The 586-nt window shown below is 63.0% G+C and carries 1 protein-coding gene; it reads right to left on the reverse strand.

Translation table 11 applies throughout. From position 1 onward, the window contains the following. Positions 1–331 (reverse strand): Lrp/AsnC family transcriptional regulator (locus tag AC5RVV_RS17875; protein ID WP_494002693.1); only part of this gene is annotated, 331 nt, incomplete at its 3' end. Positions 332–586: the final 255 nt, after the last annotated feature.

Genomic DNA, 586 nt, shown 5'->3' on the forward strand with positions numbered 1-586 from the left:
CGGAAACCACGCGGACCAGGATGTCCGCCGTTCCGGTCAGGCCGTAGGCCTCCAGCACCTCCGGAACCGCTGACAGTTCCTCGGTGATGCCGGCGAGTTTCTGCTGCTGCACATGGACGTGGATGAAGGCGGCCAGCGTATAGCCGAGGGCGGCCGGATTGATGCGGCGGCCAAAGCCGAGGAAGACGTTGCGCTTCTCCAGTTGCGCCATCCGGGCCTGGACCGTGTTGCGGGACAGCCCGAGCTTCTGCGCCAGCGCCACCACAGTGCTTCGCGGATCCGCCGCCAGGGCGAGCAGCAGGCGGGTGTCGGTGCCATCCAGCGGGTGCATAATGCGCAAGGTTAGCACGGACAGCCTTTGGCAAACAGAGCATTTTGCTCGATGATTTTCCGGCTGGTTGTACTCTTTGAATCATGTGAGTATCGTCACTTTAAGGTCTGGGCAAGGGGGCCCGGACATTGTCCGGCATCCGCCGAAACCCGGGGGAACCGCCAGTGAAGGTTGCGTGAACTATGTCGACCAGTGACATGAGGCCCGCCGCGGATGACGATCTCGTCCAGCTCATCACTTCCAGCGGGGCACGCC

This window comes from Arthrobacter sp. MDT2-34-1, assembly GCF_059091365.1.